General features: G+C 70.3%; 23 protein-coding genes. 9 read left to right on the top strand and 14 right to left on the bottom strand.

Going from position 1 to position 25,481, the window contains the following annotated elements; genetic code table 11:
- The first annotated feature begins 33 nt into the window (after nt 1-33).
- Nucleotides 34-942, top strand: coding sequence for a pyridoxamine 5'-phosphate oxidase family protein (locus WA670_RS13965; RefSeq protein WP_134727545.1), 909 nt, complete (start codon nt 34-36; stop codon nt 940-942).
- A 13-nt stretch (nt 943-955) separates the two neighbouring features.
- Nucleotides 956-1,417: a nuclear transport factor 2 family protein gene (locus WA670_RS13970; protein WP_134732326.1), complete on the top strand. Its 462-nt coding sequence runs from the start codon at nt 956-958 to the stop codon at nt 1,415-1,417.
- A 91-nt stretch (nt 1,418-1,508) separates the two neighbouring features.
- Here the strand turns inward: WA670_RS13970 and WA670_RS13975 are convergent, their stop codons facing one another.
- A complete protein-coding gene (locus tag WA670_RS13975; RefSeq protein ID WP_037805885.1) occupies nt 1,509-2,900 on the bottom strand; it encodes an amino acid permease in 1,392 nt (463 codons plus the stop codon).
- 392 nt (nt 2,901-3,292) lie between these two features.
- Here WA670_RS13975 and WA670_RS13980 point away from each other — a divergent pair, with 392 nt between their 5' ends.
- The 5 genes from WA670_RS13980 to WA670_RS14000 all read left to right on the top strand — a co-directional run bounded on the left by WA670_RS13980 (nt 3,293) and on the right by WA670_RS14000 (nt 11,119).
- Nucleotides 3,293-6,274 carry an arabinosyltransferase domain-containing protein gene (locus WA670_RS13980; RefSeq protein ID WP_336157928.1) on the top strand — a complete coding sequence of 994 codons (2,982 nt, stop codon included), beginning with the start codon at nt 3,293-3,295 and terminating at the stop codon, nt 6,272-6,274.
- 286 nt (nt 6,275-6,560) lie between these two features.
- Nucleotides 6,561-8,663, top strand: coding sequence for a DUF6541 family protein (locus WA670_RS13985; RefSeq protein WP_336157929.1), 2,103 nt, complete (start codon nt 6,561-6,563; stop codon nt 8,661-8,663).
- Between the two features lie 102 nt (nt 8,664-8,765).
- Nucleotides 8,766-9,707: a non-homologous end-joining DNA ligase gene (ligD, locus tag WA670_RS13990; protein WP_037805886.1), complete on the top strand. Its 942-nt coding sequence runs from the start codon at nt 8,766-8,768 to the stop codon at nt 9,705-9,707.
- Between the two features lie 77 nt (nt 9,708-9,784).
- Nucleotides 9,785-10,135, top strand: a complete 351-nt coding sequence (locus WA670_RS13995; RefSeq protein ID WP_238606003.1) for a hypothetical protein — start codon at nt 9,785-9,787, stop codon at nt 10,133-10,135.
- Between the two features lie 207 nt (nt 10,136-10,342).
- Entirely contained in the window at nt 10,343-11,119 is a 777-nt protein-coding gene (locus tag WA670_RS14000) for an SDR family oxidoreductase (RefSeq protein ID WP_336157930.1), read from the top strand.
- On the opposite strand, the gene WA670_RS14005 is transcribed toward WA670_RS14000, so the two are convergent.
- The 13 genes from WA670_RS14005 to WA670_RS14065 all read right to left on the bottom strand — a co-directional run bounded on the left by WA670_RS14005 (nt 11,116) and on the right by WA670_RS14065 (nt 22,745).
- Complete coding sequence (locus WA670_RS14005; RefSeq protein WP_336157931.1) at nt 11,116-11,586, bottom strand: SRPBCC family protein; 471 nt, start codon at nt 11,584-11,586, stop codon at nt 11,116-11,118. The two genes, WA670_RS14000 and WA670_RS14005, sit on opposite strands and share 4 nt — an antisense overlap.
- A 48-nt stretch (nt 11,587-11,634) precedes the next feature.
- Nucleotides 11,635-11,838: a DUF6186 family protein gene (locus WA670_RS14010; protein ID WP_134732316.1), complete on the bottom strand. Its 204-nt coding sequence runs from the start codon at nt 11,836-11,838 to the stop codon at nt 11,635-11,637.
- A complete protein-coding gene (locus WA670_RS14015; protein WP_336157932.1) occupies nt 11,835-12,425 on the bottom strand; it encodes a hypothetical protein in 591 nt (196 codons plus the stop codon). Before WA670_RS14015 ends, WA670_RS14010 begins: the two co-directional genes overlap by 4 nt.
- 94 nt (nt 12,426-12,519) lie before the next feature.
- On the bottom strand, nt 12,520-13,425 hold the full coding sequence (locus tag WA670_RS14020) for a cobalamin-binding protein (protein WP_238606007.1): 906 nt from the start codon (nt 13,423-13,425) through the stop codon (nt 12,520-12,522).
- A 14-nt stretch (nt 13,426-13,439) separates the two neighbouring features.
- On the bottom strand, nt 13,440-14,540 hold the full coding sequence (locus WA670_RS14025; protein WP_238606008.1) for a serine hydrolase domain-containing protein: 1,101 nt from the start codon (nt 14,538-14,540) through the stop codon (nt 13,440-13,442).
- Between the two features lie 8 nt (nt 14,541-14,548).
- Nucleotides 14,549-16,114: an ATP-binding cassette domain-containing protein gene (locus WA670_RS14030; protein WP_238606009.1), complete on the bottom strand. Its 1,566-nt coding sequence runs from the start codon at nt 16,112-16,114 to the stop codon at nt 14,549-14,551.
- Entirely contained in the window at nt 16,111-17,007 is an 897-nt protein-coding gene (locus WA670_RS14035) for an ABC transporter permease (RefSeq protein WP_134661523.1), read from the bottom strand. The genes WA670_RS14030 and WA670_RS14035 overlap by 4 nt, the downstream gene beginning before the upstream one ends.
- Nucleotides 17,004-17,960 carry an ABC transporter permease gene (locus tag WA670_RS14040; protein ID WP_336157933.1) on the bottom strand — a complete coding sequence of 319 codons (957 nt, stop codon included), beginning with the start codon at nt 17,958-17,960 and terminating at the stop codon, nt 17,004-17,006. Before WA670_RS14040 ends, WA670_RS14035 begins: the two co-directional genes overlap by 4 nt.
- Nucleotides 17,957-19,549, bottom strand: coding sequence for an ABC transporter substrate-binding protein (locus WA670_RS14045; RefSeq protein WP_336157934.1), 1,593 nt, complete (start codon nt 19,547-19,549; stop codon nt 17,957-17,959). Before WA670_RS14045 ends, WA670_RS14040 begins: the two co-directional genes overlap by 4 nt.
- 81 nt (nt 19,550-19,630) lie before the next feature.
- Entirely contained in the window at nt 19,631-20,056 is a 426-nt protein-coding gene (locus WA670_RS14050) for a thioesterase family protein (RefSeq protein WP_037805900.1), read from the bottom strand.
- The gene (locus WA670_RS14055) at nt 20,049-20,999 is read right to left on the bottom strand and encodes a 3-hydroxyacyl-CoA dehydrogenase NAD-binding domain-containing protein (RefSeq protein WP_336157935.1); all 951 of its coding nucleotides are present in this window, start codon (nt 20,997-20,999) and stop codon (nt 20,049-20,051) included. Before WA670_RS14055 ends, WA670_RS14050 begins: the two co-directional genes overlap by 8 nt.
- Entirely contained in the window at nt 20,992-21,885 is an 894-nt protein-coding gene (locus WA670_RS14060) for a 3-keto-5-aminohexanoate cleavage protein (protein WP_043833189.1), read from the bottom strand. Before WA670_RS14060 ends, WA670_RS14055 begins: the two co-directional genes overlap by 8 nt.
- Nucleotides 21,885-22,745: a TetR/AcrR family transcriptional regulator gene (locus WA670_RS14065; RefSeq protein WP_134732304.1), complete on the bottom strand. Its 861-nt coding sequence runs from the start codon at nt 22,743-22,745 to the stop codon at nt 21,885-21,887. Before WA670_RS14065 ends, WA670_RS14060 begins: the two co-directional genes overlap by 1 nt.
- Nucleotides 22,746-23,243: 498 nt before the next feature.
- On the opposite strand from WA670_RS14065, the gene WA670_RS14070 reads away from it, so the two are divergent.
- Both WA670_RS14070 and WA670_RS14075 read left to right on the top strand, forming a co-directional pair.
- The gene (locus tag WA670_RS14070) at nt 23,244-24,566 is read left to right on the top strand and encodes a M20/M25/M40 family metallo-hydrolase (RefSeq protein WP_037805907.1); all 1,323 of its coding nucleotides are present in this window, start codon (nt 23,244-23,246) and stop codon (nt 24,564-24,566) included.
- Nucleotides 24,566-25,459, top strand: coding sequence for an alpha/beta fold hydrolase (locus WA670_RS14075; protein WP_037805908.1), 894 nt, complete (start codon nt 24,566-24,568; stop codon nt 25,457-25,459). The genes WA670_RS14070 and WA670_RS14075 overlap by 1 nt, the downstream gene beginning before the upstream one ends.
- Nucleotides 25,460-25,481 lie beyond the last annotated feature (22 nt).

Here is a 25,481-nt window from a genome sequence, read left to right on the forward strand (position 1 = left end):
TCACGGAGCAACCCGTGAGAAAGGGAGGGTGCGATGAGCCACGCGATCCAGCGGGCGTTCCACTCCGGCGAGCTCGCCGTCCAGCGGGAGGCAGGAGTCGAACGCCAGGCCGCGCGGCTGTCCCGGATGGCTGAACCGGCCGGGATTTCCGCGGGAATGGCGGGTTTTCTGGCCGAGCGGACGTTTCTGGTCCTGACCGGACGCGCAGTGGACGGACGGTTGTGGACGTCGCCGGTCACCGGCCCGCCCGGGTTCTTGGAAACCAGATCGGCAACGACCCTCGCGATCCACCGCGTGCTGCCGGAAGGCGATCCGCTGCACGGGCTTCCGGCGGGGCAGCTGCTCGGCATGACCAGCGTAGAGTTCGCGACCCGCCGCCGGGTCCGGATCAACGGCACTCTCTCGACCGCCGCGAAAGACCACCTGATCGTGGAGGTCGAGCAGGCGTACGGCAATTGCCCGCAGTACATCCAGCAGCGGGCCCTCACGCACGACGTCGAGCCGGCACCGGCAGAAGAACGTGCCGAGCTGAGTGCTGACGACACCCAGCTGATCCAGGAAGCGGACACGTTCTTCCTCGGCACCGTCAACCCCGCCCACGGCGCGGACGCGTCCCATCGCGGCGGCGCGCCCGGATTCGTCCGCGTCGAGGGAAATGCCGTGCGGTGGCCCGATTATCCGGGAAACAACCTCTTCAACAGCCTCGGCAACATCGCCGCGAACCCGGAAGCCGCGCTGCTCTTCTTCGACTTCGCCACCGGCCGCATCCTCCAGGTCTCCGGCACCGCCGAGACCGCATGGGGCGAAGCGGGCCGCTCGGGCGACGACGGCTACACCGGCCGGATCGTCCGGTTCGCGGTGCAGCGCGTGGTTGGCGGCCGTCCCGTCGCCCGACAGGTCGCGCACACGCCGTACCCGCGCAATCCTCAGCTCATCAAGTGAAAGGACCCCTGTCATGACCGAATCGCGGCCCCCGTTCCCGCCGTTCGACCTCGCTGCCGCCCTGCAGAAGGTCCAGGCCGCCGAGGACGCGTGGAACACGCGGGACCCGGAGAAGGTCTCGCTCGCGTACACGCCGGATTCCGTGTGGCGCAACCGCGACACGCACGTGGTCGGCCGCGCCGCGATCGTCGAGTTCCTGACCGCGAAGTGGGAGCGCGAGCGGGATTACGCGCTGCGCAAGGGACTGTGGGGCTTCCGCGAGAACCGCATCGCGGTCCGGTTCCAGTACGAGAGCCGGGACGCGGACGGGCAATGGTGGCGCAGCTACGGCAACGAGTTGTGGGAGTTCGCCGAGAACGGCCTGATGAACAGGCGCGAGGCGTCGATCAACGACCGGCGGATCGAGGAGTCCGAGCGGCGGATCTTCGGGCCGCGGCCGGAAGCCGAGCGCGGGGTCGACTTCCCGTTGTGGTGAACGAAAAGAACCCGGCCGTCCCTCCGGTGGGTATCGGAAGGACGGCCGGGCCGGTGCCGCGTTCGCGGGGATGGGGGAACGCGGGCTCCGCTCAGGCGCCGGTGCGCGCCTGCCGTTTGCGGGACACGAGCCGCCAGCCGACGGCGAGCACCACGACGATCGCCGGGATCGAGTAGAACGCGATCTTCTCGGCTCCGTCGGAGAATCCCATCAGCACCACGACCAGCACGAGGAATCCGAGCGTGGCCCAGCCGGTGTAGGGCGCGCCGGGCATGCGGTAGCTCGGCCGTTCCAGTTCGCCGCGCAACGCCGCCTGACGCATCCGCATCTGCGAGAACACCAGCGTCGCCCAGGTCGCGACGACGCCGAGCGATGCGATCGCGGTGGCGATGTCGAACGCCTCCGAGGGCACGATGTAGTTCAGCACCACGCCGAGCACGTAGGCCACCGACGTGAAGAGAATCCCGCCGTAGGGCACGTGCCGCGAGTTCATCTTGCCGACGAACTTCGGTGCTTCGCCCTCATCGGCGAGCGCGCGGAGGATGCGGCCGGTGGAGTACAGGCCCGAGTTGCACGAGGAGAGCGCGGCGGTGAGGACGACCGCGTTCATCACGTCGCCGATGCCGCCGATGCCCAGGCGCGAGAACACCGTGACGAACGGGCTTTCGCCGCCGTTGTAGAACGGCCACGGCATCAGCATCGCCAGCAGCAGCACCGAACCGACGTAGAAGACGCCGATCCGCCACACGACGCCGTTGATCGCCTTGGGCAGCACCTTGCGCGCGTCCTTGGTCTCGCCGGCCGCGATGCCGACGACCTCGATCGCGGAGTAGGCGAACACGACCGCCTGCAGCGTCATCAGCGCGATGCCGACGCCCGCCGGGAAGAACCCGCCGTGGTCGGTCAGGTTGTGCACGCCGGCGGTGGTGCCGCCGATGTTCGCGCCGGTGAACACGAGCCCGAGCGCGGTCACCAGGAACACGATGATCGCGAGGACCTTGACGACGGAGAACCAGAACTCCAGTTCCCCGAACAGCTTCACGCTCAGCAGGTTGACCGCCATGAGCACGCCGAGCGCGACGAGCGCGGTGATCCACTGCGGGACGTCCGGCAGCCACTTGTGCACGTAGATCGCGACCGCGGTGATCTCCGCGATCCCGGTCATCGCCCAGTTCAGCCAGTACATCCAGCCGGAGACGAACCCGGCCCACGGGCCGATGAACTCGCGGGCGTAGGTCACGAAACTGCCGGAGCTGGGCCGGTGCATGACGAGTTCGCCGAGCGCCCGCATCACGAAGTAGGCCGCGATGCCGCACAGCGCGTAGGAAAGGACCAGCGACGGACCCGCTTCGTGGAGCCGCCCGCCCGCGCCGAGGAAGAGCCCGACCCCGATCGCCCCGCCGATCGCGATCATCTGCACCTGGCGGTTGCCCAGTGCTTTCGTGTAGTTGTCGCCCTCTTTGGCGACCACTGTGGATTCCATGGTTGCGTGACGCTAGCGGTAGCGGACCGCGTGACGCAGCACACCTAGGCTGGACTTAAGGTGTGCTCCAGATCACCGTGGAGGAACCGGGCAAACCGGGCAGGACCCGTTTGACTTCCGGAAATCCCGCTGGAGCTGCGCGGATGTCCACGGTGGACGGTCCGGCGGGAGACTTTCGGGTAATCCGGGGCGTCCTCGAGGGTATTCGGGCCGGAAAGCGCGCGGCAGTCGCTCGAACGGGCGACGACGGGGCGCGGTGGCTGTTCCACAGTGGACAGAAGGCCCCGGTTGCTCCCGGGTCCGGGAGCGCCGAGACCGGCCTCACATGCGACGACGCGGCGGGGCCGGGCCGCTTCACGGCGGAGATACGCCGGAACACTAAACTCCGCGCCGTGCCGACCCCAGATTCCGACGCCGCCGCGAGCGGGCAAGCCGGCCATCGTTGGCTCATCATCGGGCTCGGGCTCGTCTGCGCGCTGACCGCGGTGCTGTTCACCGTCGCGCCGGTGAACACTGAGACAACGACATACCGCTGGGACGGCGCGCAGGACACCGCGCTGCCGTTGTACCCGTACCACCCGGCCAGACTCGACGCGACGGTCCGATGCGCCGAGCCGAACGGGCTGCTGTTCGCGACCGCTCCGCCGAAAGGCAAGCAGGGCGCGGAGCCTCTCGCGGGCGGGCTGGAGATCCGGGCGGTCGACGGCACGGTCCGAGCAGAACTCGGTGGCACAGAACTGTTTCACCGCCCCGCTGGCGCCGACTGCCAGTTGACGGTGCACGCCGACGGCGAAGGCACCACTGTCGGCACCGCCAAGATAACGGGCCGCCCGAACGTCACCGGGCTGTACACCGAGCACCCCGGCGCGGTGTCCGCGCAGATCGAACCCGACACCCGGTGGGTCAGCACGCCAAGCGCGGCGAAGATCGCACTCGGCGTGGTGTCGCTGCTCGCGCTGCTCGGCATGATCGTGCTGCTGATCCGGCGCGACCGGAGCGCCGCCCGCCGGGTCCGGCTGCTTCCCCGGCGGGCGTGGGTGCCGCGGCCGGCGGACCTCGTCGTGACCGGCGTGCTCGGAGTCTGGTCCGTCGTCGGCGCGCTCACCGTGGACGACGGATACATCTCGACGATGCTGCGCGCTCGCGAGACGAGCGGGTTCACCGGCAATTACTTCCGCTGGTTCAACGCGCCGGAAGCGCCGTGGGGCTGGTATTACGAGCTGTACGCGCTTCTCGGCCGCGTCACGCCGGCCATGGTGTGGATGCGGCTGCCGTCGGTGCTGCTGGGGCTGGCGTCCTGGTTCCTGATCGATCGCGTGGTGCTGCCGCGGCTGGTGAACCGGCCGACGCGGTGGACCCGCTGGGCGACCGCGGCCCTTTTCCTGGCCTGGTACGTGGCGTTCGACGTCGGGCTGCGGCCGGAGCCGTGGATCGTGTTCGGCTCGCTGGCGGTGTTCGCGCTGGTCGAGCGCGCCGTGGCGACCAGTGCGGTGACGCCGGTCGCGATCGGGCTGGTGGTCGCCGGCGCCACCGCGACGACGAACCCGCTCGGGATCGCGGCGTTCCTCCCGTTCATCGCCGGGGTGCGTCCTCTTTTCCGCTTGGTGCGCAGGCGCGGCGACCTGCGCGTGCTCGGTGCGGTCGCGGTGGTGGTCGGCGCCGGTGCCAGCGCGCTCCTGACCGCGTTCTACGACCAGCCGCTGACTGCCGTGCTGGAGTCGACCGCTGTCCGGCAGAAGATCGGGCCGGATCTGCCGTGGCAGAGCGAAATCAACCGGTACGTCACCCTGCTCGACCCGTCGGTGGTCGAGGGGGCGCTGAACCGCCGGGTGCCGGTGCTGCTGATGCTGCTGGCGATGGCGCTGCTGGCTGTGCTGCTGATCTGGCGCCGCGCCCCGGGACTGGCTGTCGGGCCTGCCCGCCGCATGGTCGTCATCAGTGTCCTGTGCCTGGTCGTGCTCGCGTTCACGCCGACGAAGTGGACGCACCATTTCGGTGCGCTGGCCGGATTCGGCACGGTGATGATCGCGATGCTGGTGCACACCGTCGCACGCGGAGCGCTGTCCTCGGTGTGGGCACGGGCGGCGGCCCTGGGCCTGGTCGCGGCGACAACGTGGCTGGCCTGGTCCGCGCCGAACTGGTGGTGGATGCAGTCCGACTACGACGTCCGGTGGGGCGACACTGTCCCCACTGTGAAGGGAGTGCGGCTGGCGGATCTGGCCCTCTGGGTTGGGCTGGCGGTCGCGCTCGCCGGTGTGGTCGCCGGTGCTTGGCAGACCGCGAAACGCCGGGACGGAGCGAGCCGGGCACCGCGTTGGCTGCCGAGGTCGAGCTGGGTGATCGTCGCGGTGGCGGCCGCGACGGTGGCGGTCGAAGTGGTCGGGCAGGCGCAAGCGGTGAAGGTGCGCTGGGGCACTTACTCCGTCGGCCGGTCGAATCTGGCTTCGCTGGGCCTCGCCGCCAGTGCCGGCAAGGCCGGGAACTCCTGCGGGGTCGAGGATTGGCTGGACGTCGAGCCGGACATCGGCGCGGGCGTGCTCAAAGCGTCCTCTCCGGCCTCGGCGGAAGGGTTCGCGACGAACACCGGGTTCCCGCCGGACACCGCGCCGCCGGCCCCGTTCGGCAGCGACCCGGAGCATCTGGCATGGAGTTCGCACGGGTCGCCGTCGCGGACCGGCACGCTCGTCAGCGGGTGGTATGACCTGCCTGCCGACGTCGGGTCGCCGGATTCGCCGCCGGTGGTGATTTCCCGCGCCGCGCACGGGAAAGCGCAGGTTTCGGTGGAGTTCGCGAAGGCGGACGGGACCGTGCTGGCGACGATGAAGGCCAAAGAGGACAACAGCGGGAAGTGGCTCGACGCGCGCTTCGATCCCCGCTGGCAGGCGCCGGGGGCGCAACGGGTCCGGGTCGTCGCGCGGGACGAGGATCCGAGTGCGGCGGGCTGGGTCGCGGTCACCGCGCCCCGGATTCCGCGCCTGACGCCGCTGACGAACGTCATCCCCGTCGGCGAGCCGGTGACATTGGACTGGACCAACGCGTTCGTCCTGCCGTGCCGCACCCCGGCCTCGCTGGCGGACGGCATCGTGCAGCCGGTCCGCTACCGGTTCGCGCCCGGCCAGGACGCGCAGTCGCTGGTCGGCGTTTCCTACGCCGCGGACGCCGGGGGCCCGTACGTGCCGCTGTACGCCGACGCCAAGGCGACCGAAGTGCCGACGTACCTTCGCGGCGACAAAGTGCGGGAGCCGGTCGCGGTGTTCCGGTACGACTACCCGGTACCGATGCGGGGGCTGTCCGTCGAACACGGCACCCGCTCGACATCCGGGCTGGCGAAGCAGACTGCCGTGCTCGACGCGACGCGCGGCGGAAGCGGGTAGGCCCGCGGCCTGAAGACGGCCGGAGCACCGCGATTCCGGAGCCGGGGAGGGCCGGGCCGCGGGCGCCCGCGGGCCCGCCCCGCCGTCGATCGACTTCTGCCGGGCCGGTCCCGGGATCCCGGGGTCGGTGTCGTATTCTCGGCGGCGGCGGGAAGGCAGCACGTCGAAATCGAAGGCATATCGGAAGTTCCGTCTTCGATGCGCGACCGGCGGCCCCAGTCTTCAGTACAGATGCAGTTCCCAGTGGAATCCAACGAGTTCTTCACGAGATTGGGTGGTCTTCGCCGTGAGTCTGCTTTTGTACCCGCTGGCGGGGCTGGCCGTTCTCGCCGTGCCGGGGCTTCTGGTGCAACTCGCCGCCGGCGTCCGGGACAAATTGTGGCTCGCCGCGCTGACCGCGCCGGTCAGCGTCGGCGTCTACGGCCTGGCCGGGCTGGCGTCCGGCATTCCCGGGCTGTCCTTCGGGATTCCGCTCGCGCTCGCGGTGACCCTGCTGCTGTCCGCGATCGTCTTCGGCATCGCGTGGCTGCGCCGCGGCCGCACCGAGCCCGCGCCGGTCGAGGAGCCGGACACCTCGCTGCTGCCCGCGCTGACCGGCCGGTGGCTGCTGGCGGCCAAGCTCGGCGCCGCGGTGCTGGTGCTGGGCGCCGTCGCGCTCGCCCTGCAGCAATGGCACGGCGGCCTCGGCTCCTGGGACACGTACCCGCAGGAACACGACACGATCATCCACATGGTGCTGGTGGCCTACATCAGCGACACCGGCCGGGCCGCGCCGTGGGACCTCCTGCCGATCGACGTGCTCACCGGGCAGCCGGTGTCGTTCTACCCGTCCGGGCTGCCGCTGCCCGCGGCGCTCTCGGGCCAGCTGACCGGCGGGCCGATCACCGGCTTCAACGTGATGAACGCCCTGATCACCGGGCCGGTGTTCGTGCTCGGCTCGGCGGCGCTCGCGGCCGCGGTGTTCCGCAGGCTGCGCGCCGGATCGGGCTGGACCGCCCTCGCCGGCGGGGTCGCGGCGCTGGTCGCGGCCGGGCTGTACCGGCCGGGCGTGCAGCTGCTGCACGACGGCGGGATCGCGCCGAACGCGGCCGCGATGAGCATGGCTCCCGGCGTGATCGCGGCGCTGATCTCGGTGGGCGGGCTCCGCGGATGGGGACCGGGCTCGCGCTGGCTGCGGGCGTTCGTGCTGGGCCTCGGGGTGGCCGGGGTGTTCTCGGTCCACCCGAGCGTGGCCGCCACCGTCGGTCTCAGCGTCGTGGTGTTCTGGATCGTCGAGGCGTTCACGAAGCGGGGCCGGGAAATCCTGCGCGGGCAGTGGCCGGTGCTGCTGGCGGCGGGGCTGGTGGCCGCGCTCGCCTCGGCGACCACGCTGCTGGGCTCGGCGAGCCAGGCCACACGCACCGGGACCTGGTCGCCGGACATCCCGCCGGGCCGGTTCGGCGACGCATTGTCGACCAACCTCAAGCTCACCTACGGCGGCTATTTCGATCCGCACGGCATCTTCTCGCAGCTCAGCGCGGGTGTGCTCGCGCTGGTCGGGGTGCTGGTCGTCGTGGTGCTCCGCCGCGCGTGGGGTGTCGCCGCGATGTGGCTGGCCTGGCTGGCGATCGTCGTCGATTTCAAGGTGCACCCGTGGTCGGGCATCGGCTCGATGGTCGGATCGCCGTTCTACAAATCGTATGTGCGCATTCAGTCGCACATTTCCCTGTTCATTCCGGTGCTGGCGGCTATCGCGGTCGTATTCGTGGCGGTCGGAATCATTCGCTTGGCGGGGATGCCGAAGAACGCGGCGGTGTTCAGTCGTGTCCGCCGGTTCGCCGGTCCGGTTTCCGCCGCGTTGCTCGCGGTCATGATGGCCGGATATGTCGCCTACGCCGCGGTGCCCTACGAACACCGCAACGCCCAGGTGATCGCCAGCCGCTACGCGAAGCCGGAGTTCACCCGGGTCAACGACGACGACAAGCGGGCGGCGAAGTTCGTCGAGGAGCACATCAAGCCCGGCGAACGGCTGATGAACAGCGCCAACGACGGCTCGACCTACGCGTACGTCGAGGACCGGGTGCCGGTGGTCAACGTGGTCACGCTCGGCTCGGCCCTCGAGCCGGTGACCTATGAGCTGCTGCGCTCGTTCCGCGACTATCCGACCGACCCGAACATCCGGAAAACCGTGTTGTCGCTCAACATCGGCTACGTCTACGTGGACAGCAAAGCGCCGACCATGGGCGCGGGACCCGGTTCGCCGAACAGCTGGTACACCGCGCCGACGTTCGAGCTGGCTCCGGGACTGCAGAACCTGGACGGCCTTCCCGGCCTCTCGGTGGCGTTCCGGTCGGGCACGGTCACGGTGTACAAACTGGATCGCTCCGTGCTGGCTGCGTTGCCGAATTGACCGATCCGGCGGCGAGCGGCCGGCGCCGCGGCGGGCAGGCGTTTCACCCTCGTGCCGTTCGGGCGCTGACGCGCCGGGCCGTTTCCGGATACGGTCGGTGGCATGGCTAAGGGCGAGGCCGTCGAGCTCGAGGTGGGGGACCGGACGGTCCGGGTGTCCAACCCGGACCGGGTCTACTTCCCGGCGCGCGGCGAGACGAAGCTCGATCTCGTCCGCTACTACCTGTCGGTCGGCGACGGGATCGTGCGCGCGCTGCGGGAACGGCCGTGCATGCTGCACCGGTTCCCGTCCGGGGTGGCCGGCGAGAAGGTGCACCAGAAGCGGGTGCCGAACGGTGCGCCGCCGTGGCTGGAGACGGTGCGGGTGCAGTTCCCGCGCTACCACCGGCACGCCGACGAGCTGTGCGTGACCGAGCTGGCGCACGTCGCGTGGGCGGTGCAGATGTCCACTGTGGAGTTCCATCCCTGGAATTCCCGGCGCGCGGACACCGAGCGGCCCGACGAATGGCGGATCGACCTCGACCCGATGCCGGACTGCGGATTCGACACGGTCCGCCGGGTCGCGCACGTCGCCGAGGAGATCCTCGGCGAACTGGACATCCGCGGCTGGCCGAAGACGTCCGGCGGCAGCGGGATGCACATCTACGTGCGGATCGAACCGCGCTGGGGGTTCGCCGACGTCCGCCGGGCCGCGCTGGCGTTCGCGCGCGAGGTCGAGCGGCGGGCTCCGGACGAGGTCACCACCACCTGGTGGCGCAAGGACCGCGACCCGAAGAAGCTGTTCGTGGACTACAACCAGAACGCCCGGGACCACACGATCGCCAGCGCCTATTCGGTGCGCGGGGTGCCCGAGGCGCTGGTGTCGACGCCGATCCGCTGGGACGAGGTCGACGACGTCGACCCGCACGACTGCACGATCGCGACCGTGCCCGCGCGGTTCGCCGAACTCGGCGACCTGCACGCGGGGATCGACGACGTGGCGTACTCGCTCGAGCCGTTGCTGGAGTGGGCCGACCGGGACGGGTTGGAGGCAGAGGACTCCTGAGCGAAGTCAATCGGGCGCCTGGCGTCATGGGGGAGCCTCCGCCTCGTCTCCCCGGGGACGGAGCGGAGGAGAGCACGATGGACGGTGCTGAGCAGAACGATCCGCTTGCCGTGCTGTACCGGCTGCACCACCAGCTGCGGGTGCTGTCGCCGGTGCTCACTGTCGCGCCCGGACGGCCGGAAACGAACGCCATGCTCGACGGGCTCGCCGAGACGGTTTCCGAGGCGGCTGGCCTGCTCGCGACGGCGGAACCGGGCGCGCTGGCCGCGTTGCGGCAGGGGTTCGAGCATGCCCGGGCCGGGCGGGGGAATGAGGCGACGTCGGAGCTGATCACGGCGTACGGGCGGTTGTCGGTGTTGTTGCGGAAGGACGCGCCGCGGCGGGACGCGGCGGATGAGCCGACGGTGCGGTGGCGTTCGAGGTTTTGACCCGGGTGGCGTGAGGCGTGTCTGGTTGGCGGGTGAGAGTCGGCTGAGCTCGGGGGAATGAGGCGACGTCGGGGCTGATCACGGCATGCTGCGGATGAGCCGACGGTGCGGTGGCGTTCGAGGTTTTGACCCGGGTGCCGTGAGGCGTGCCAGGATGGCGGGCGTAAGCCGGCTGAGCCCGGGCGGTGCGGCAGCGGGAGGAACCACGTGGCCGAGCAGATCCTCGTCACCGGCGGAAGCGGACAACTGGGCCGGGTGGTCGTGGAACGGCTCCGGGCCGCGGAGGTTCCGGTGCGGGCGTTGAGCCGGCGGAGGCGGTCCGGCGAAGGGGTCCAGTGGACGGCCGGCGACCTGCGCACCGGGCGGGGGATCGACGTCGCGGTCGCTGGGGTCGGCACGGTGATTCATTGCGCGACGGACTACCGCCGGGAAGTCGAGACAGTCCGCATGCTCGTCGAAGCCGCGCGGTGGAGCGGGCAGACACCGCATCTGGTGTACGTCTCGATCGTCGGCGTCGACAGGATCCCGCTCGGCTACTACCAGGCGAAACTGGCAGCCGAGAAGCTGATCGCGGGTTCCGGGATGCCGCACACGATCCTGCGGGCGACGCAGTTCCACTCGCTGGTGCGGACGATCCTCGCCGGAGCCGCGCGGCTGCCGGTGGTGCCGGTGCCGAAGTTCCGCTTCCAGCCCGTCGACGTGCGCGACGTCGCGGCCCGGCTGCTGGAACTGGCGCAGGGCGAACCGCGGGGGCGGGTCGCGGACTTCGGCGGACCGGAGGTGCGGACGACGGCCGATCTGGCGCGTGCCCTGCTCGCCGCGTCCGGGAAGGACAAACGGCTCGTTTCGGTGCCGGCGCCGGGACGGGTCGCCCGGGGTTACGCGGACGGCGCGAACCTGGCGCCGGAGCACGCGGACGGCGTGGTCACCTTCGAGCAGTATCTGGCGGAGCAGGGCAAGCCGACCGCGTTCCGGTACCGCTAGGCGGCTCGGCGGCGGACGGTGCGCTCCAGGATGCCGAGGGTCGCCTTCAGAGCGGATTCGGGGACGACCGGGAAGGTCAGGCGCTCCTTCCACTCCTCGCTGAGTTCGGACCAGTCGTAGTAGGACGTGACGCGGGTGCCGTCCTCGGCGGGTTCCAGCCGGTAGCCGTAGATGTGCCGGACGTGCGGGCGGAGGCTGCCTTCGACGGTCCAGGCGATCTCCTGGTCCGGGACCAGTTTCGTGATGACGACCTCGACGTCGTACTTGCCCAGCGGCCGGTCGCCGAGCGCTTCGCGGTCCATGTGGACGACGAACCGGTCGCCGGCCTGGGTGACCGGCCCGCCTTCGGCGTCCATGAGCATTCCGGACGCGTCGATGTCGACGTGGCCCTGCGGATCGGTGAGGACTGCGAAGACGGCGCTGGCGGGGGCGGGGATGAGCCGGGAGACCTCGAGACGTTCGTTCATATCATCGACCATAGCAGAAATAATCGATGATTACGCCGAGGGTGGGGGTCAGCTCTGGACGAAGAAGTGCCAGCCGACCCACCACCACGCCAGCACGAGCGCGATCCGGGTGGACCGCTTGCGCATCAGGGCGGAGAGGACGCGGGTCAGCGGCGGGATTTTCTTCGGGAGCAGGTGGCTGCCCAGCCACAGCAGCAGGGCGGCGGCCACGATCGCGCCGAAGCCGATTTCGGTGATCAGCCTGCTGCTCATGCCGTCCTCCTCGCGGTGGCGGCGGCGCGCAGCATCGCCAGCCCGGCGGCGACCCAGACGCCGATCGCGAGCGCCTGGACGACGCGGTTGTCGAGCATCGGGTCGACGAGGTCGCTCATCGTGGGATGCGTGAGGGAGAGCCCGCCTGCGGCTTGTTCGTAGATGAAGGAAACGAGCTCCCAGAGACACCAGGAGATCGCCAGCGCGACCCACAGCCAGCCGCGGCGCGGGACCGGTTGCGCGGGGAGCGAGGGGTCCCGCCACTCCACGACGAGAGCGCCGACGCCGATCGCGGTGACGGCCAGGAACATCGGCACGGTGTGGCGGCCGAAGGCCAGCGCGACGAGGGCAGCGGCGACGATCAGCGAGGCGCCGGGCAGGCGGGTGGCGGGGAGCAGGGCATCGGCGGGGGTGGTGTGGCGTTCGGTGAAGAGCAGCAGGATCGCGGCGGCGAAGAAGATCACGCCGTCGGCGGGGGCGCCGCGGATCCAATGCGCGAGGGAGGCGATGAGGAGGGCTGCGATCGGGAGATCGACGGCGAGGCGGGGTGCCGGGTAGTCCGCCGCGTGCCGTTCGGGAGAGCTCAAGCGACCCACCCCATTCCGTGCCGGTTCTGCTTGAGAGACAACGCGAAAGTGGGTCCGCGGCTTCCCGGTCGGGGGATTTTTTCGAGCGGCTGAGTCAGGTCCGCCGGGCTTCCGCACGGCTGACCGGGGGATCGGCGGGAATGTCGTGCAGAACCGTCGCGAGGATCTCTGCTCCGCGCACCACTCGAGGGCCGGGGCGGTTGAAATAGGACGGGCCGTCGAGGAGCCAGACCCGGTCGTTCCGGACCGCGGGCAGGTCGGTCCAGCCGGGCAGCGAGGTGAGGACGTCCAACTCCGACTCGGTCCGGTCCGGGGAGAAGCCGCAGGGGAGGACGAGCAGGACGTCCGGACGGGCGGCGACCACGGCGTCCCACGGCATCGGTTTCGTGTGCTCGCCCGGTTCCGCGAGCAGTGGGTTCCCGCCGGCGGCGGAGATTTGTTCGGGCACCCAATGTCCGGCTGGCCAGAGCGGGTCGAGCCATTCCAGCGCGACCACGCGCGGCCGGGGAAGTCCAGCGACCCGGCGGCGGACAGTCGCTAGTCGTGAGCGGAGTTCGGCGACCCGGGCGGCGGCGACATCCGGGACGGCCAGCGCGTCGCCGAGGGTGGTCAAGCAGTCGAGGACCTCCTCCAGGGTGCGCGGTTCCAGGCTGAGCACGCGCGGTCCGGCATCGAGCATCCGCACTGCCGCGGCGACGCGGGTGTAGGACACCGCGCAGACCTCGCACAGGTCTTGCGTGAGCACGACGTCGGGTGCGAGGGCGGCCAACTGGCTGACGTCGACCGAGTAGAGCGACGAACCCTGGTGGGACGCGCCGACGGCGGTGGAGATTTCGCGGCTGGTCAGCGTGTCGGAATCGAGGTCCGCGGCGGTCACCACCGGCACCGACGCGACCTCGGCGGGCCAGTCGCATTCGTGGGTGCGGCCGACGAGGTCGCCCGCCTTGCCGAGCGTGGCGACGAGGTCGGTGGCGGCGGGCAGCAGGGAGACGATCCGCATCTCCCCACGGTAGGTCAGGCGGCCTCGTGCAGCGCCGCCAGAAGCGACGACGCCCGGTGGTCGACGTCCTCGGCCTGGAGTTCGTTCGTCACGAACGAGAACGACAAACCCCGGGCCGGCCACGCGCCGTGGCGGCCGCCGCCGGCCCCGGAGTGGCCGAAAGCGGCGGGGTCGGCGTCGGCGGGGCCGTAGGTGCCGATCGGGTCGGCCAGTTCGAAGCCGAGGCCGAAGCGCAGCGGGCGGTCGTTGATCGCGTCGATGCCCTCGGACCAGGTGCGGGTGGCCCGGGCGAGGACGTCGGCGGGGACGAGTCCGCCCGAACGCAGCAGGTCGTAGAGGCGGGCCATCGCGGTCGCGGTGCCGACCGCGCCGCCCGCCGCCAGCGTCGCGCCGCGGTACTCCGGCGAGTTCATCGAGTCGCCCGAATCGAGCAGTCCGCGGTACATCCGTTCGACGATCCGGCGGCGTTCCTCGTCCTGGAGGAAGGTGCTGATCCGGTACCCGGGCGCGCGCCGCAGTGTGGCGACCGGGACGGTCGGCGGGGTGCCGAGCCGCAGGTCGAGGCCGTGCGGCTCGGCGAGGAGGTCGCGGATGAGGACACCCAGGTCCGCTCCGGTGACGCGCCGGGCCAGTTCGGTGGCGAGGTAGCCGTAGGTGAGCGCGTGGTACGCGACCTTCGTCCCGGGAGCCCACAATGGACGCTGGGCGGCGAGGGCCTCGGCGTTCGCCGCGTTGTCCAGCATCGGCAGGTCCGGCTCGACGTAGGGCAGGCCGACGGTGTGCGAGAGGACCTGCGAGACCGGCACGTCCTCCTTGCCTGCCGCGGCGAACTCCGGCCAGTAGCGGGCGACGCGTTCGTCCGGGTCGAGCTTCCCCTGCGCGGTCAGCATCGCCAGGATGGTCGCGACCACGCCCTTGGTGCCGCTGAACAACACGGCGCGGGTGTCCTCGGTCCACGGCACGCCGTCCGCGGCCGAGCCGCCCCACAGTTCCACCACCGGTGCGCCGTCGCGGAACACGCTGAACGCGGCTCCGCCAGTGGTGGCCTCGATGAGGTCGCCGAACGCTTCCCGCACGCCCTCGTAACCGGGTTTTACCGCACCGTTGACAGTCATTCGGCTCCTCACAGCCTCGGCGTCGTAGCGAGAAGTTCGCTGGTGTACTCGTGCGACGGCGAGTTCAGCACCGTCTCGACAGTGCCTTCCTCGACGATCTCGCCGCCGCGCAGGACCGCGATCCGGTCCGCCACCTCCGGGGCCAGGGCGATGTTGTGCGTCACGAACAGCATCGCCATGCCGAGTTCCCGGCGCAGTTCGCCGAGCAGTTCGACGATGGTGGCCTGCACGGAGACGTCCAGCGCGGAGGTGACCTCGTCGCACACCAGGACGTCCGGCGTGGTCACCAGCGCGCGGGCGATCGCCGCGCGCTGTCGTTCGCCGCCGCTGAGCTGGTCCGGCAACCGGTTCGCGAGGTCTTGCCGCAGGCGGACCCGGTCCAGCGTCTCGGCGACGCGTTTCCGGCGCTCGGTGCGGGAGAGAGACGTCAAGCGCACCAACGGAACCTCGATCGACTGCGCGATCGTCTTGCGCGGGTTCAGCGATGAGAACGGGCTCTGGAAGACGTACTGGATCCGCCGCAGTTCGTCAGTGCTGCGCTGCCGGGCCGCCGGAGCCAGCGGAGTGCCTTCGAGCGCGACGGTGCCGGTGAAACCGCGATTGAGCCCGGCGATGCACTGCGACAGCGTGGTTTTCCCGGAACCGGACTCGCCGAGCAGCATTACGCTTTCCCCGCGCGTCACGGCGAGGTCGATGCCGCGCAATACCTTCTGCTGCCCGTAGGACACCCGGATGTCGCGCGCGGCCAGCACCGCGTCGTCCGGCGGGGGAGCGGTGGCGGGCTCCGCATCGAGGTCGGGCACCGCAGCGAGAAGCCGCTTCGTGTACGCGTGCTTCGGCCGCCGCAACACGTCGTCAGCGACGCCGCATTCGACCAGATCTCCTTGGTACATCACGGCAACGCGGTCCGCGAGCTGCGCCACGACGGCGAGGTCGTGCGTGATGTAGAGCGCCGCGACACCGTGCTCGGACGTCAGCTGCCGGACCGTTTCCAGCACCAGCGCCTGCGTCTTCACATCCAGGCCGGTGGTGGGCTCGTCCAGCACCACGACGCTCGGGCGGCACGCGAACGCCATCGCGATGCCGACCCGCTGCTGCTGCCCGCCGGACAGCTGATGCGGGTATCGCCGCTGGTAGGCCTCGTCGGACGGCAACCCGACCTCGGCGAGCACCTCGGCCACGCGCTCGTCGACGGACCCGGAGTAGCCGTGCGTTTCCAGCACCTCGGCGATCTGCCGGCCGACGCGCAGCGCCGGGTTGAGCGACAGCGCCGGGTCCTGCGGGATGTACGCGACCGCGCTGCCCCGCAACTGGCGGCGCGCGGCGTCGTCGAGCGTCAGGACGTCGACCGGTTCGCCGTCGCGCGGGTGCAGCAGCACCTGGCCGCCGCCGGCCGTCAGCCCGCGGCGGAAATGGCCGAGCGCGGCCAATCCGGCGGTCGTCTTGCCGGAGCCGGATTCCCCGACGAGCGCGAGGACCTCGCCGGGCGCGATCTCGTAGGACACCGAATGCAGCACCGGGCGGCCCGCCGTCGTGCGCACGGCCAGTCCGGTCACCTCCAGAGCGGTCGTCATGCTCGTGCCTCCCGGGTCCGCCCGGCCGCGGCCGAGGCGAGCGAGTCGGCGACGAGGTTCGTGCCGACGGCCAGCACCGCGATCGCGGCGACCGGGAGCAGCACGCCCCACGGCTGCACGACGAGCGCGATCCGGTTCTCGTTGATCATCAGGCCCCAGTCCGCGGCGGGCGGCTGGATGCCGAGTCCGAGGAACGACAGCGAGGCGATGTACCCGATCGAATACGTCAGCCGCAGCCCCAGCTCCACCATGAGCGGGCCGGTGATGTTCGGCAGGATTTCGCGCAGCAGGATCCGGCTGCGCGGCACGGCGTACATCTCGGCCGCGCGGATGTAGTCGTGGTTGCGCACCGAAACCGTGGCCTGCCGGGCGACCCGCGCGGTCCGCGGCGCGTGCGTCAACCCGATGACCAGCACGAGCAGCCAGCCCTTCGGGCCGATCACCGCGATCGCCAGCAGCGCGATGACCAGCTGCGGGAACGACAGCAGCACGTCGTTGCCGCGCATCAGCAGGCTGTCCAGCCAGCCGCCGCCGTACCCGGCGATCATGCCGAGCAGCGCGCCGAGCACGATGCCGAGCGCCGTGGCGAGGACCGCGTACAGCAGCAGGGTGGTGCCGCCCGCCAGGAAGCGGGTGAGGACGTCGCGGCCGAGGCCGTCGGTGCCCATGAGGCCGTCCGGCTTGAACGGCTTTCCGGCGAAGTCCGTGGTGGTGTGCCCGGTGATGACCGGGCCGAGCCACGGTCCGAGCAGCGCCACCAGAATGACGACTCCGGCCAGTACGGTGCCGACCTTGGCCTGCGGGAACGCCCAAGCGGTGCGGATCAGCCCGGCCGCGCGCGGCGGCGTCTCCGGGACGGCGGGCACCACCTGTTCTTCTTCGACCGCGGTCATCGCACTGCCTCCGTCCGGAGCTTGGGATCGGCGAGGATGCCGATCACGTCGGCCAGCAGGTTCACCACGATGTAGACCGCCGCGATCAACAGCGTCACCGCCTGGACGACGGCGACGTCGCGCTTGCCGACCGCGTCGATCAGCGCCTGGCCGATCCCGGGGTAGCGGAAGAGGAATTCGACCACCACGACGCCGCCGGCCAGCCACGCCAGCTGGATCGCGACGACCTGCGCGACCGGCCCGACCGCGTGCGGCAGAGCGTGCCGCAGCAGCACCGTCCGCTCGCGCATTCCCTTGAGCCGCGCCATTTCCACGTACCCGGAATCGAGGACCTCGCTCATCGTCGCGCGCATCATCCGCGTGATGTACGGCGTCACGACGAGCACGAGCGTGAGCACCGGCAACACGAGCTGACTCGGTTGCGCCCAGACCGCTTCGCCTGGTGGCGTGAGGGTGACGGAAGGCAGGACGCGGAACACCGTCGTCGCGAAGAGGACGATGAGCGCCACGCCGATCACGAACTCCGGCAGCGCGGCGATCACCAGGCTGATGCCGGACACGACCTGGTCGCTGGCGCGGCCGCGGCGCATCGCGGTCCAGGTGCCGAACGCGAGCCCGAGCGGGGTGGCGATCACCGCGGCGAGCACGAGCAGCACGAGCGAGGCCGACACGCGGTCCGCCAGCAGCGTCGTGACCGGGCCCTGGGTCGAGGTCGACGTGCCGAGGTCGCCGGTGAACAGGCCGCCCAGCCACGAGAAATAGCGCTGCCAGACCGGTTCGTCGAGGTGCAGCTGGTGCTGCAGCGCGGCGATCCGCTCCGGAGTCGCCTGCTGGCCGAGGATGGCCCGCGCCGGGTCGCCCGGCAGCAGCAGCGTCGCGACGAACACGAGCAGGGTGACCAGCCACAGCACCACGAGGCTCACGAGCAGCCGTTTGAGGATCAGCCGGGTCATGCCGCGCCTCCTTCCGCCGTGCCGAGCCAGACCTGGCGGAACTGGTAGCCCGACAGCGAGATCCCGGTCCGGTCCGGCACGAATCCGGCCACATAGGACTGGTAGGCGTCGACCTGGTCGACGAACCCCCAGACGATCAGCCCGCCGCGTTCGTACTCGATTTGCTGCGCCCGGTGCAGCAGCTCCGTGCGTGCCTTCGGGTCCACCGTGGCGCTCGCCCGCGTGACGAGATCGGTGAATTCCGGGTCGTTCCAATGGGTTTCGTTGTACGGCGCTTTCGGCAGCGCGCCGGACGCGACCTGCGGCAGGTAGTTGCGCGTGTACCAGAAGTCCTGCGCGAAATCCCAGGACAGGTAGTTCTCGCCGTAGAACGTGGTGGTGTCGATCTTCCGGATCCGCACGTTCACGCCGGCCGCCTTGGCCTGCTGCTGGAACACCTGCGCGGCCTCGACCGCACCGGCCTGGATCGGCGCGGTGACCAGTTCGATGTCGAGATTCGGCTTGCCCGCCTCGGCGAGCAGCCGTTTCGCCTCGGCGATGTTCTGCTTCCGCTGCGGCAGCTGCCGGTTGTACGCCGGGTCGAGGGGCGCGTACAGGTCGTTGCCGACCCGGCCCTGCCCGCTGAGCACCTGGTTGATCATCTGCTCGCGGTCGACCACCAGGCGCAATGCTTGGCGCACCCGGACGTCGTCGAACGGCGGCCGGTCGACGCGCATGGTGAACGGCAGCCAGGTCCCGGTTTCCGAGCGCAGCACCTGGATCCGCGGATCGCTGCGGAGCACGTCCACGAGCGCGACCGGGACCTGGTCGATCGCGTCCACCTGGGACGAGAGGAGCGCGTTGATCCGGGCGTCGTCGTCGGCGAAGTTGATGAGCGACAACCGGTCCAGGTACGGCTGGCCCGGCCGCCAGTAATGCTCGTTGCGCACGAAGGTGCTCTGCAGCCCGGCGGTGAAGGTGTCGGCTTTGAACGGGCCGGTGCCGATCGGGCGTTTGACGTCGAAATCGGCCGGGACGATGCCGAGGCTGTACTGCCCGAGCAGGTCGTCGAAGCCGGAATTCGGGGACGTGAGGCGGAATTCGACGGTCCGGTCGCCGGTCGCGACGACCTCGCCGAGCATGGTCAGCCCGGCCGCGCCGCTCTTCGGGTCCTTCGGATCGGTGATCCGGCGGAAGGTCGCGACGACGTCGGCCGGGGTCACCGGGCGGCCGTCGTGGAAGCGGATGCCCGACCGCAGCACGGCGGTCCAGGTGCGCGCGTCCGGCGAGGGCTTCAGCGATTCGGCGACCAGCATCTGGAGCCGGTAGTCGTGATCGCGCAGCAGGAGCGGTTCGTAGAGGTTGAGCACCCGGGCGATGTCCGGGTTCGTGGCGGGGATGTGCGGGTCGAGGGTGTCCGACGCGCCTCCGCCGGTGACTCCGACGCGGAGGGTGCCGCCTCGTTTCGGCGGTCCGGAAGGCACGGCCGCGGCGACGGTGGAGCCGCAGGCGGCCAGCAGGGGTGCGGTGCCGGCGAGCGCGGCGCCGGCGAGCGCGGTCGTGAGGAATCGGCGGCGGGAAACGTTGGTCGGTTTACATCGGGCTTCCATGGGTGACTTTCGAGCGGGTGCCGTGCACGGCGACGCCGGTTCTCATCGGCGTCGCCGCGCACGACACGGCGGGGGAGGGGATCAGGCGATGGCGCGTCCCGCGTAGTCCGGGACCGGGGCGAGATGCGTGTCGAGCGCGGTGGCGATTTCGGCGGGGAACGGCGTCGCGCGGCCCCCGGAAACGTGCAGGCACAACAGCTCTTCGGTCGCGACGAGTTCGCCGCCGACCCGCATCTCGTGGCACAGCCGCACCTTTTTCGCGCCGACTGACAGCACGGAGGTGCTCACCTCGAGTTCGGCGTCCGCGCCGACTTCGCGCAGGTACCGGACGTGCGCCTCCACGGTGTACAGCGACGCCCCGGTTCTCTCGCGGTAGCCGGGGCCGAGGCCGACGATGTCCATCAGCGCGGTGGTCGCGTCGCCGAAGACGAGCACGTAGTAGGGCTCGGACAGGTGGCCGTTGTAGTCGATCCACTCTGGACGGACCCGGTCGCGGTACTCAGCCACGACGGGTCTGCCCGACCGCGCGCTGGATCGCGATGACCGCCCGGTCGCGTTCGGCGATCAGGTCGGCGATGGTCTGCCCGTCCGCTTCGTCGTCGCAACCGGCGACCACGGCGTCGCGCAGGTCCTTGGTGAGTTCGGGCGCTTCGAGCCGGGTCCACGGCGACTTCAGCGACGGTCCGAAGTGGTCCAGCATGTGCGCCATACCGCCCTCGCCGCCCGCCAGGTGGAACGTCAGCATCGGGCCCTGGATCGGCCAGCGCAGGCCTGGTCCGTCGGTGATCGCGAGGTCGATCTGCTCGACCGTCGCCTCGCCGTTCGCGACCATGTGCAGGGCCTCGCGCCACAGCGCTTCCTGGAGCCGGTTCGCGATGAAGCCGGGCACCTCGCGGTCCATCGTGATCACGGACTTGCCGACGCGCCGGTAGAACGCGGCGGCCTGCTCGACCGCCCACGGCGCGCTGAGCTTCCCGCCCGCGACCTCGACCAGCGGGATCAAGTACGGCGGGTTGAACGGATGCCCGACCACCAGCCGTTCCGGCGTCTTCGCGGCGACCTGCATTTCGGTCATGCCGTAGCCGGAGGTGGAGGAGGCGATCACGACGTCCGGCGCGGTGACGGCGTCGATGTCAGCGAGCAGTTTCTGTTTCAGCGCAAGGTCTTCCGGCGCGCTTTCTTGCACGAAGCCCACGCCGTCGACGGCCTCCGCGAGCGTCCCGGTGACGGTGAGCCGGTCACGGCTCGCGCCGGGCTTGAGGCCCAGTTCGGTGAGCGCGGGCCACGCCGCGTTGACGAGCCGTTCGAGCTTCTCGGCGGCGTCCGGCGCGGGGTCCCAGGCCCGGACGTCGAAGCCCTGGGCGAGGAAATGCGCGACCCAGCCGCCGCCGATGACCCCGGCTCCGATGCAGGCGACAGTGTCCACAGTGGTCTCGGTGGTCTCAGGCATGCACGCGCTCCTTCAGCCCCAGGATTTCGCGCGCCCGGTCCGGGGTGGCGATGTCCGCGCCGAGCTTCTGCACGATGTCCACCGCGCGTTCGACGAGCTGGCCGTTGGTGGCCTTGACGCCGCGCGCCAGGTAGAGGTTGTCCTCCAGCCCGACCCGGACGTGCCCGCCCAGCAGCACCGACTGCGCGACCCACGGCATCTGGTCGCGGCCGATGGCGAACGACGCCCACTGCGCGCCCTCCGGCAGCAGGTGCACCATCGCCTGCAGTAGCCCGGGATCCGGCGGCGCGCCGTACGGGATGCCCATGCAGAGCTGGAACAGCGGAGGTGGGTCGATGAGGCCTTCTTCGACCATCTTCGTGGCGAACCACAGGTTTCCGGTGTCGAAGATCTCCAGTTCGGGCTTCACACCGAGCTCCTGGATGCGCTTCGCGCCGGTGCGCAGCATGTCCGGAGTGGACACGTAAAGCTGGTTGCCCTCGCCGAAGTTGAGCGAACCGCAATCGAGCGTGCAGATGTCCGGCAGCAGCTCCTCGACGTGCGGGAGCCGGTCGTGCGCGTTGACCAGGTCGGTGCCGTCGACCGGCTTGAGCGGGTCCTCGGCGTCGATGACCAGGTCGCCGCCCATGCCCGCGGTGAGGTTGACGACGACGTCCACTCCGGACTCTTTGACCAGCCGCACCGCCTCGCGATACAGCGCGACATCCCGCGACGGCGCCCCGGTTTCGGGTTCGCGCACGTGGATGTGCACCACGGCCGCGCCGGCATTGGCGGCCTCGATGGCGCTCTCGGCGATCTGCGCCGGGCTGACCGGGACGTGCGGGCTCCGGCGGGTGGTGTCCCCCGCGCCGGTGAGCGCGCAGGTGACGATGACCTCGTGGTTCATCAGGCTCCTTGGACGATCGAGCGGTCGATGAAGTCGTTCAGGTGCGCGCGCATCGCGCCCACCGTGCTGCCGGGACGCCCGGTCAGCACCTGGATGCCGAGGCCGTCGATCAGCGCGGTGAGCTGGGCGGTGGCGGCCTCGGGGTCGGCCAGGCGGAACACGCCCTGCTCCTGGCCGGTGCGGATGGTCATGAGAATGGTCTGGTACCAGCGGTCGTAGGAATCGGTGTAGAGCGAACGCAGCCGCGGGTCGAGCGCGACCTCGTTCCAGACCTGCAGCCACACCGACCATTCGGCGCGCAGCAGGCCTTCGGTCGGCAGCTGCAGCTCGACGAGCTTCAGCAGCCGGTCGTGCGCGCCGGGCACGGCGTGCAGCTCGGCGACCTGGCGGTCGAAGGCGAGCTTTACGTTGCGCCGTAAAGCTTCGTCGAGGACTTCGGTTTTGGTGGGGAAGTGGTAGTGGATGGCTGCGGTGCTGGTGCCGCATGCCTGCGCGATGTCGGCGATGCGGACGCGGTGGTAGCCGCGTTCGGCGATGAGCTGCCAGGCGGTTTCCAGGATCCGCCGTCTTGGTTCGGAGTGTGCTGGGTCGTCGGGCTCGCTTGCGGTTCCCGCGGCGGGGGCGGGGACGGCGGTGACGGTTTTGGCGTCGTCGCTGCCGTTGAGCAGCCAGTTCACGGTGACGCCGGAGTATTCGGCGACGCGGACCAGTTCGTGCGGGGAGAAGCGGCGGGTGCCGTTGAGGGCTTTGGAGAGTTTGGTTTGGTCCAGGCCGATGGCGGCTGCGAATTCGCGCTGGGGGACGGGTGTGGACTGGATCAGCTGGCGGACCCGTTCTCTCAGCTGGTCTGTTTCGTCCATGGGCCGTGACGGTAATGGGGGGTTGCGAAAATCGCAACTCTTGGGGAGTTGTTGGTGTAACGGGGGTTGGATCTTGTTGTGGGGCAAGGAGTTGCGATTTTGGGTTGACTGGTGGGTCAGTTGGTGTGGTCGGCTCGTCGCCTGGCGGCGACATCGCTTGGTGGTTGCGTGGGGCACCCCGAAGCTTGATTGTGCTGACGGTCGGTGGGTGCTTGTCAAGGCGGGAAAGATGCCTTGACAAGCACCCACCGACCGCAGATGAGCTTCGTATCGGGGTGCGGGGGAGGGGCTGGGTGCCTCGCTCGTTGGGTGCACCGGTGCGGTTGGGGTGGGGGTGGGGCTTGCGCCCCAATGTGGCATTGGGTGCATGTGACGCACCCAATGTGGCGTTCGGTGCATCTGGCGCACCCAATGCCGCATTGGGGGCGCCGCGCCCGGGGAGGGAGTTCAGTCGGCGGGACGGCGGCGTCTTCGCTCGGCGGATGATAGGAATGGCCGGTGACCCAACCGAACTTGATCGACGCCGCCGCGGACGAGGCTGTCACGCTTACCAGCGAGCTGATCCGCATCGACACCACCAATACCGGCGACCCCGAAACCCTCGTGGGCGAGCGGGTCGCGGCTGAGTACGTCGCGGAGAAGCTGACTGACGCCGGGTACGAGATCACCTACGTCGAGTCTGGCGGCAAGGACCGGCACAACGTCATCGTGCGGCTTCCGGGGGCCGACCCCAGCCGCGGGGCGTTGCTGATTCACGGGCACCTCGACGTCGTCCCCGCGGACCCGGCCGAGTGGTCGGTGCATCCGTTCTCCGGGGCGGTCCAGGACGGGTACGTGTGGGGGCGCGGCGCGGTCGACATGAAGGACATGGTCGGCATGACGCTGGCCCTCGCGCGGCACTACAAGATCAACAATATCGTGCCTCCGCGCGACCTCGTGTTCCTGTTCGTCGCGGACGAGGAGGCGGGCGGCAAGTACGGGGCGCAGTGGCTGGTGGAGAACCGGCCCGAGCTGTTCGAGGGCGTCACCGAGGCGATCAGCGAGGTCGGCGGGTTCTCGATCACGTTGAAGGACAACGTCCGCGCGTACGTGATCGAGACGGCCGAGAAGGGCATCCGCTGGATGAAGCTGCGCGTGCGCGGCACGGCGGGCCACGGGTCGATGATTCATCGCGACAACGCGGTCACCAAGCTGTCCGAAGCCGTCGCGAAGCTGGGTCAGCACCAGTTTCCGTTGGTGCTGACTGATTCCGTGCGCGAATTCCTCGCCGGGGTCACCGAGATCACCGGCTGGGACTTTCCCGAGGACGACCTCGAGGGCGCGGTCGCCAAGCTGGGCAACATCTCCCGGATGATCGGCGCGACCCTGCGCGACACCGCGAACCCGACGATGCTCACCGCGGGCTACAAATCGAACGTGATCCCTTCGGTGGCCGAGGCGGCGGTCGACTGCCGGATCCTGCCGGGCCGGCTCGAGGCGTTCGACCGGGAGCTGGACGAGCTGCTCGGGCCGGACATCGAGAAGGAGTGGATGGAGCTGCCGCCGGTCGAGACGACGTTCGACGGCGCGCTCGTCGACGCCATGACCGCCGCGGTGCTCGCCGAGGACCCGGGCGCGCGCACTCTGCCGTACATGCTCTCCGGCGGCACCGACGCGAAGTCCTTCCAGCAGCTCGGCATCCGCAACTTCGGCTTCGCGCCGCTGAAACTGCCCGCCGACCTGGACTTCTCCGGGCTTTTCCACGGCGTGGACGAACGCGTCCCGGTCGACGCGCTGAAGTTCGGCGTCCGCGTGCTGGACCGGTTCCTCCGCTCCTCCTGATGTCCGGGTTCCGGCTCGCCGACGGCACGCCCCTGCACCTCGTGCGCAGGGGCGATCCGGCGGCGGCCGTGACCGTCGTGCTGCTGCACGGCTACGCGCTCGACCAGCGCAGCTGGGGCCGGATCGCCCCGGTGCTGCCGGACGCGGTCGAGCATCCGCTCGCGGTGGTCAGCTACGACCACCGCGGGCACGGCGAATCCGGCCGGGCCGCGCGCGGCACCGCGACGATGGGCCAGCTCGCCGACGACCTCGCCGAGGTGATCGAGCAAGCCGTCCCGCACGGACGGGTCGTGCTCGTCGGCCACGACATGGGCGGGCTCGCGGTCATGTCGCTGACCCAGCGGCATCCGGAGCTGTTCGCCGAGCGTGCCGGCGGACTGGTGCTGCTGTCGACGTCGTCCGGGCGGCTGGCCACCGAGGCGTCGGCTGCCTGGCCCAACGCGCTCGGCAAGCTCGCGCAGGACCTCGAAATGGTGCTCGGCGCGAAGCTGTACGGCGTGTTCCGCGAGCACACCAGCCGCGCGGTGAGCGCCGGGCTGCGCTGGTGGCTGTTCGGCGACGATCCCGATCCGGACCTGGTCGAGCTGACCGTGAAGATGATCCGCGGCAACTGGCCGCACACTGTCGCGCAGTTCCGGCCCGCGCTCGACGCCTACGCGCGCGAAGCCGCGTTGTCGCTGGCCGGTGACCTGCCGGTGACGGCGATCGTGGGGGAGCGGGACCGGATCGTCGCGCCCGCCGACGTCGAGCAGTTCGTGCGCGGGCTGGCCCAGGGCTATGCCGTGGTGCTGCCCGGCGTCGGGCACGTCGTGCCGCTGGAGGCCGCGGCGCAGGTGGTGCCGCGGATCGCCTCGGTGGTGCACGAGGTCTACCGACAACAAAACCTGTCTTGACAATCTGAGTATTCAGCCGCGA

The organism is Amycolatopsis sp. VC5-11 (assembly GCF_037034185.1).
Lineage (GTDB): Bacteria > Actinomycetota > Actinomycetes > Mycobacteriales > Pseudonocardiaceae > Amycolatopsis > Amycolatopsis nivea.